The following is a 6,984-nucleotide window of genomic DNA, read 5'->3' on the forward strand; positions in this document are numbered from 1 at the left end:
CCTGTTGCGCACCACCATCCGAAGACCATGGCGACTTTTGGTATGTGTCGAAGCATGTCCTGACCGATTTTCAACGGGACACCAAGCAAGTGTCCCAAGGAAAAGACAGTCAAAAACAGTACCAACCAGAAACCACCGAAACCTTGTCCGATCGTCCCAGTCAGCCCGCACGCTGACCATCCAAACACCCTGTTGAGTTCTCAAACAACACGCCAACCCAAGTCGATCCACTTAAAGGATTCGGCCTCAGCCGGAGCAACCTCTCAACTCTAACAGTCTCGGATCGCTCTGCAAACTTCGGGCCGCTTGACCCGTGTCACATACGATCGAGCCTCTATTGAGTCTCAAAGATTCCCGAGATTCAGCTTCCGGACCGCGCCTAAACTCTGTGAGCTTGTCGCTGGTCTCCGGCGGCTTCCGGACCAGGCCGTTTCGGCTCTGTTCCGTTCCCCCTCGGGCTAGGACAACATTACACGCCCTTCTGAGGGCATGAAACAGGGGGTCCCCTTTTCGATCGCGATGGCGCTGAGCTGCGGCGATACCGCTGCGGCGCAACCGAACGGCCTGAAGGCGGTCCGAACGGGTGCGTCGGCAGGGCCGGCTTCGCGCGCATCGTCGCGAGGTCCTTGGTTCGAACCTAGGGGAAGGGTCCGACATTCCGGGGTCCTCGCGGTGAACAACCCGTTGCGATCGGTGTTCATATGCCGGCGAAGGAGAAGCGAGTGGCCGGCGCCGGGAGGCGGGTACGCGAAAGGGCCGGGTCCGTCTTTCGACGGGCCCGGCCCTTGTTCATGCTTTCGAGCGTTGCCGCTCAGGTCTTACGCCGCGACCTCGGTGGAGGTGGGGACGATGTTGACCAGCTTGCGGCCGCGCTTGGAGGAGAAGAGGACTTCACCCTCGGCCAGAGCGAACAGCGTGTCGTCGCCGCCGCGGCCGACGAGCTCGCCCGGGTGGTACTTGGTGCCGCGCTGACGGATCAGGATCTCGCCGGCGCTGACGTGCTGACCGCCGAAGCGCTTGACGCCAAGTCGCTTGGAGTTGGAGTCGCGCCCGTTGCGGGAGCTGGATGCGCCCTTCTTGTGTGCCATCTGTCCAACCCCTTACTTGGTGATGCCAGTGACCTTGACGCGGGTCAGCGGCTGACGGTGACCCTGGCGCTTGTGGTAGCCGGTCTTGTTCTTGTACTTGTGGATCTTGATCTTCGGGCCCTTGGTGTGCTCGAGAAGTTCACCGCTCACCGTGACGCCGGAGGCGTCGGTGACCACAGTGCCTTCGTCGACGAGCAACACCGCAGGCAGCGTAAGCGTGTCGCCGGGCGCGCCCTGAAGCTTCTCGACTTCGAGGACGTCTCCTTCGGCGACCTTGTACTGCTTTCCGCCAGTCTTGACGATTGCGTACATGTCGACGCGGTCTCCTTGGGTCCTCCCCGGTGCGGGGAAATGAGTTCCCCGCAGGGGAACGGTGTTCTGTCAATTTCGCGGTGCCGTGCACCTGCCAGCCTGCGGTTCCGCGAACGTCACCTGGGCCGGCCCGCCGATCGAGCTCCGCGTTCATCCCCGGCGGTCCGGGGAGGAAAAGCTGAGGGCTCTATAGGCCGCTCACTAGGGTACGTCATGTACCCGCTGGTTCCGGCATCGGGATCAGCTCAGCGCCGCGAACGTCACAGTCCGCGGCGCCGGGCCGTCCTAGTGCTCGGACGCCGCCGATCCGGCTTCGTCGCCGGGTTCGGTGTCGGCTTCCGCTGTCTCGGTGGGCGAGTCAGCGGCGGTCTGCTCCTCGGCCAGGACCTCGTCGGCGTCCGCGGGGACGGCCTCCTCGGTCGCGGCGGCGAGGTCCACCGGCTCGGTCTCGACGACGACCTCGGTCGCGGTGTCGGACTCCGCCGAAGTGATCGGCTCGTCGGTCTCGTCGACGATCGCGACGTCCTCGTGGCCGTGCTCGAGCGCGGCGGCGATCTTCGCGGTCTCGGCCGCGGCCGACTTGACGTGCGGCTCAGGCTGGTCCTGCTGCTTCTGCTGCTGGTCCTGCTTCTTGGAGCGGTCGCGCTTCTTCTTGCCGCCGCCCTGGTTCTGCTGGCCCTGGCCGCCCTGGGACTGGTTCGCGTTGGCGTTGCCGCCCCCGCCGCCGTTGCCCTTCTTGCGGGAGGTCCCCAGGATCTCGTCCGTGTGGACCATGACCCCGCGGCCCTTGCAGTGCTCGCACGGCTCGGAGAACGCCTCGATGAGGCCCTGGCCGACGCGCTTGCGCGTCATCTGCACGAGGCCGAGCGAGGTGACCTCGGTGACCTGGTGCTTGGTCCGGTCCCGGCCCAGGCATTCGGTCAGGCGGCGCAGCACCAGGTCGCGGTTCGACTCGAGCACCATGTCGATGAAGTCGATCACGATGATCCCGCCGATGTCGCGCAGGCGCAGCTGGCGCACGATCTCCTCGGCCGCCTCCAGGTTGTTCCTGGTGACGGTCTCCTCGAGGTTGCCGCCCTCGCCGGTGAAGCGGCCGGTGTTGACGTCGATCACGGTCATCGCCTCGGTGCGGTCGATGACGAGCGAGCCGCCGGAGGGCAGGTAGACCTTGCGGTCCAGGGCCTTGAGCAGCTGCTCGTCGACGCGCATCTCGGCGAAGACGTCCTTCGTGCCGGTGTGGCGCTTGAGCCGCGGCAGCAGCTCGGGCGAGACCGACTCGAGGTACTTGTGAATCTCGTCGTACGCCTCGTCGCCCTCGACCAGGAGCTCCTTGAAGTCCTCGTTGAAGACGTCGCGGACCACCCGGATGAGCACGTCTGGCTCGGAGTGCAGCACGCTCGGCGCGTTGCCCTTCTTCGCCTTGGCCTGGATCTCCTCCCACTCGATCTGGAGGCGGGAGATGTCGCGGGCCAGCTCCTCGGGGCCGGCGCCCTCGGCCGCGGTGCGCACGATGACGCCCGCGCTCTCGGGGACTAGCTTCTTGAGCGCCGCGCGCAGGCGGGTGCGCTCGCGGTCGGGGAGCTTGCGGGAGATCCCGGAGGCGTTGCCGCCCGGGACGTAGACCAGGTGGCGGCCCGACAGGGCGACGTGGCTGGTGAGGCGGGCGCCCTTGTGGCCGACCGGGTCCTTGGTGACCTGGACGAGCACGGCGTCGCCGGGGCGCAGGGCCTGCTCGATGGAGCGGGCCTTGCCGGCGAGGCCGGTGGCGTCCCAGTTCACTTCGCCGGCGTAGAGCACGGCGTTGCGGCCGCGGCCGATGTCGACGAAGGCGGCCTCCATGCTCGGGAGCACGTTCTGGACCTTGCCGAGGTAGACGTTGCCGACCAGGCCCTGGGTGCCGGACTTCGACACGTAGTGCTCGGCGAGGATGCCGTCCTCAAGGACCGCGGCCTGGGAGCGGCCGTTGCGGACGCGGACGACCATCTGGCGCTCGACGGCTTCGCGGCGGGCGAGGAACTCGGCCTCGCTCACGACCTGGACGCGGCCGCGGCCGGACTTGCGGCCGTCGCGGCGGCGCTGGCGCTTGGCCTCGAGGCGCGTGGAGCCGGAGACGCCGCGCACTTCTTCGTTGGAGGAGGTGCGGCGCTGCGGGGTGCGGACCTTGACGACCACTTCGGCGTCGTCGTCCGAGTCGTCGGGACGCGAGCGGTCGGAGTCCTCGGAGCCGGCGCGGCGGCGGCGGCGACGGCGGCGACGGGTCACTTCGGGACCGTCGGCCTCCGAGTCCTCGTCGTCTTCGTCGGCGTCGGCCTCACGGTCGCCGATCTCGTCGTCGTCCTCGGCGTCCTCGTCGTCGTAGGCGCCGTCGACGCCCTTCCCGCGGCCCCGGCCGCGGCGGCCGCGGCGGCCGCGGCGACGGCGGCCGGCCTCGGAGTCGTCATCGTCGTCGAAGTCGTCGTCGAACTCCTCGACGGCGGGGGCTTCGGCCTTCGGCTCCGGCTTTTCGGAGGCGCGGTCGGACCGCTCGGGGCCGCCCCGGTCGCCGGTCTTCTCGGCGGCGCGGCTGTCGGAGCGGTTGCGGGTGCGCTTGCGCGTCGCCTGCTGCTCCTGGGGCTGCGCCTTCTTGGCCTGGGTCTTCTTCGCCTGGCCGCGGCGCGGCTCGGGCTCTTCCTCGCGCTGCTCGCGCTTGGCGGGTTCGGCCTTGGGCTCGGCAGCCTTGGGCTGGACCTTCGGCGGGGGGGCGAACATCGGCGCGACGGTGGCGGCGGCGCGGGGGCGCTCGGACCGCGGCGTCTCGGCCGGGGGCTCGTCGTTCTTGGGTTTCTGAGGAGCCATGAAGGTCACCGCGACCACGGGAACCTGTTCGCGCGGCTCGTTCTCGCGCATATGAATAAATCTCCATTCCAGCCGCCGCCCGGGCGCGTGATGCGGTGTGCATCCGCTGCCGCACGGGCGCGGCATCAGCAGTGCGGTCCTCCCGGCGTGGCGAGGCCGACATCCGGCTCGCTTCGCCCAAGAGGCTGGCGAGCCATGCTCCGGCGCTCAAATCATGCCGTTCGGGCCGCACTGAAAGCCTCAACTCGCGCCGGGAATTCAACCTCTATCCCGGCCGAGTGGTCAAGTCCGTCGCCGTCGTGAGGGACGCGGACAGGACATCTCCAGGTCGCACCGTCCGTAGCTGTGTGCGGTACGACAAGGTCGAGTATCGCACACTCTGCGTCATTCGCCGAGCCGGACAGCTGACCGGTGCCCACCGCCACGTCGCCCGCCCGCGGGACGGAAATGAGCGCCGTCACGAACGGGTGAGAAAACACGACTCCTCGTTGTTGGCACGGCTCGAGCGTGGCCCGTGTCCCATGTACTCGATAAGCTGTTTGCTGGCGCGTCAGCAGCGAGCCTCAGAGAAGGACACGACCATCGCACTCCAGGTGATCGACTCGGACAAGTCCGAGGAGCCCCGGGCGGACGGGAAACCCTCCACCTACCAGGGGCGGCATCGCGGTGCCGACCTCTTCCGCCAGCTCACGAGCGTGGGCTGGGTCCTCGCCGTCGTCGCGGTCCTGCTCGTCGCCGGCGCCACGGTCCTGTACTGGTCCTCCGGGGGCGGGGACGAAGAGCCCGCGGTAGAGGCCGGGAAGATCGACGACCTGTGCGCGATCTCGGTGAACCCCGAACTGCTCGGGCCGTGGGCCGATACGGAGCAGGCGCGCAGCCCTGAGGAGACCTCGAAAGAAGAGGTGCGCACCTTCAACTGCACCTACTCGGCCGAATACACCGGCGACGACGCGTACCGGCTGGTGACGCTCTTCTCAACCGTGCAGGTCTACGAGGACGCCGCGAAAGGGCGGGCCGCGTACGCCGGGGTGCTCGACTTCGAGGCCTCGAAGGGCTTCACGACCGAGGCCGTGAGCGGCATCGGCGAGCAGGCCGCGGTCGTGACCGTGGCCGAAGGCGAGGAGACGCAGGTGCGGCTCCACATCCAGATCGCCAACGCGACCCTCAGCATCAACCTGTTCTTCACCGGCGTGCCGCCCGAAGGCGGCGATGTGCGGCAGCTGACGGAGGAACTGGGCGCGGGCCTCGTCGACGCGCTCCCCCGAGCGGCGAATTAGGCGGCTCCCTTTAAGCTGGCGGTGACTACCGCGGCGTCAAGTCGACACGCCGGGAATCATTCGCGGAGGATCATCGTGAGCGCCACACCACCCTATGGCCCGGCCTATGACGAGCAGCCCGAGGACGGGCAGCGGCCGGGCACGGGCCAGTGGCGGCCCCGGGCGGGCAGACCGCAGGGAGCGCAAGGCGAACCCGGTCCGTACCAGAGCGGCCCCAGGGCCGGCGGACCTCAGGCCGGCGGCCCCACAGCGGGCGGACCCCAGGGAGGCCAGCGCCCGCTGCCGCAGGCGGGGCGTCCCTCGCAGGACCCGCGCGGCGGCGCGCCGCGCGGGGGCGGGCCTTCGGCGGGACGCGGGCCGCAGCAGGGCGGTCAGGGCGGTTTTCAGAGTTCGGGGCAGGGCCAGTCGCCGCAGCAGCCCGGGCAGGGCTACGCGGGGCACCAGTCCCCTCAGCAGCAGTTCTCCCCGCAGTACGGGGGTTACGAGTCGCGGCGCCCGCAGGGGCCGGTGACGGGTGCGACGCCGCGGGCCGAGCGTCAGGACCAGTGGGGGGCGGGTTCGCCGCCGCGTGCCGGTTCGCCCTCGCAGCCGCCTCAGGGCGCGGGTGCGCCGCAGGCCAAGGGGCCGGGCGGTGAGCCGCTGTCGCGGAAGGAACAGCCGTTCGAGGAGACCGCGTTCGCGGACGAGTCCCGCGGCGAGTGGGGCGGCGGGAGCGAGACGACGACGATCGGGCGGCTCGGGTACATGCCGAAGGAGCCGCGGCGGCGTTCGGACTTCCAGAAGGTGCGCAGCCGGGCCCGCAAGTCGAGCCCGATCCCGAAGATCATCGGCGGGGTCGTGGCGCTGGCGCTCGTGGGCGGCGGCGTGTGGTGGTTCATGAACCGCGACGACGGCTCGGAGACCACGGGCGGCACGGAGACGAACCTGACGTTCGAGGGCAGCAGCGAGCCGTGCTCGCTGGTGGACGCGGGTCCGCTCGAGGCGGTCGTGAACGGTGCGGAGCCGACGGCGGTCGGGGACGCCCAGGACAAGAGCCGCGGGTGGGTGCAGACCTGCTCGATGACGTACGGCGAGGCGGAGCGGGCGACGGCGCTGCTCGAAGTGGAGAGCACGGTCTTCGACTCGGATGCGAAGGCGAGCGTGAACTTCGAGCTCGGCACGAGCGACATCGGCGAGCTGGGCGAGGCCTGGACGCTGGTGGAGCCGGCGCCTGAGATCGGCGACCAGTCGGCGGCCGTGTCGCGCGTCCCCGAGGACGGCGGGACTTCGAACTTCCACCTCCATGTTCAGGACGACAACACGTACACGGTGGTGCGGCTCTCGGTGGCGGAGGACGCCGGGATGGACCAGCAGGGTCTGACCGACCTGGCGCTGGCGATCGCGAACGGGTACTTGGCGAACTGGCGCGACGCGAGTTAGCGGCGGGGCCGGGTGTAGGGGGGGGGGGGCGGGGGCCCCCCCCCCCGAAACAA

At 69.4% G+C, this 6,984-nt stretch carries 5 protein-coding genes; 2 read left to right on the forward strand and 3 right to left on the reverse strand.

Annotated elements, in window-relative coordinates:
* Positions 1–818: 818 nt before the first annotated feature.
* The 3 genes from rpmA to J5V16_RS12555 all read right to left on the reverse strand — a co-directional run bounded on the left by rpmA (position 819) and on the right by J5V16_RS12555 (position 4,286).
* Complete coding sequence (gene rpmA, locus J5V16_RS12545; protein ID WP_208496629.1) at positions 819–1,088, reverse strand: 50S ribosomal protein L27; 270 nt, start codon at positions 1,086–1,088, stop codon at positions 819–821.
* Between the two features lie 12 nt (positions 1,089–1,100).
* The gene (gene rplU / locus J5V16_RS12550) at positions 1,101–1,400 is read right to left on the reverse strand and encodes a 50S ribosomal protein L21 (RefSeq protein WP_208496630.1); all 300 of its coding nucleotides are present in this window, start codon (positions 1,398–1,400) and stop codon (positions 1,101–1,103) included.
* 285 nt (positions 1,401–1,685) lie between these two features.
* On the reverse strand, positions 1,686–4,286 hold the full coding sequence (locus J5V16_RS12555; protein ID WP_208496631.1) for an Rne/Rng family ribonuclease: 2,601 nt from the start codon (positions 4,284–4,286) through the stop codon (positions 1,686–1,688).
* 542 nt (positions 4,287–4,828) lie between these two features.
* Here J5V16_RS12555 and J5V16_RS12560 point away from each other — a divergent pair.
* Both J5V16_RS12560 and J5V16_RS12565 read left to right on the forward strand, forming a co-directional pair.
* The gene (locus J5V16_RS12560) at positions 4,829–5,512 is read left to right on the forward strand and encodes a hypothetical protein (RefSeq protein WP_208496632.1); all 684 of its coding nucleotides are present in this window, start codon (positions 4,829–4,831) and stop codon (positions 5,510–5,512) included.
* Between the two features lie 75 nt (positions 5,513–5,587).
* Entirely contained in the window at positions 5,588–6,931 is a 1,344-nt protein-coding gene (locus J5V16_RS12565; protein WP_208496633.1) for a hypothetical protein, read from the forward strand.
* Positions 6,932–6,984: the final 53 nt, after the last annotated feature.

This window comes from Glycomyces niveus, assembly GCF_017592475.1.
GTDB lineage: Bacteria > Actinomycetota > Actinomycetes > Mycobacteriales > Micromonosporaceae > Glycomyces > Glycomyces niveus.

What these genes read in the sequence shown, in the direction of transcription:
- rpmA (WP_208496629.1), bottom strand. Translation starts at nt 1,088, where the DNA reads ATGGCACACAAGAAGGGCGCATCCAGCTCCCGCAACGGGCGCGACTCC.
- rplU (WP_208496630.1), bottom strand. Translation starts at nt 1,400, where the DNA reads ATGTACGCAATCGTCAAGACTGGCGGAAAGCAGTACAAGGTCGCCGAA.
- J5V16_RS12555 (WP_208496631.1), bottom strand. Translation starts at nt 4,286, where the DNA reads ATGCGCGAGAACGAGCCGCGCGAACAGGTTCCCGTGGTCGCGGTGACC.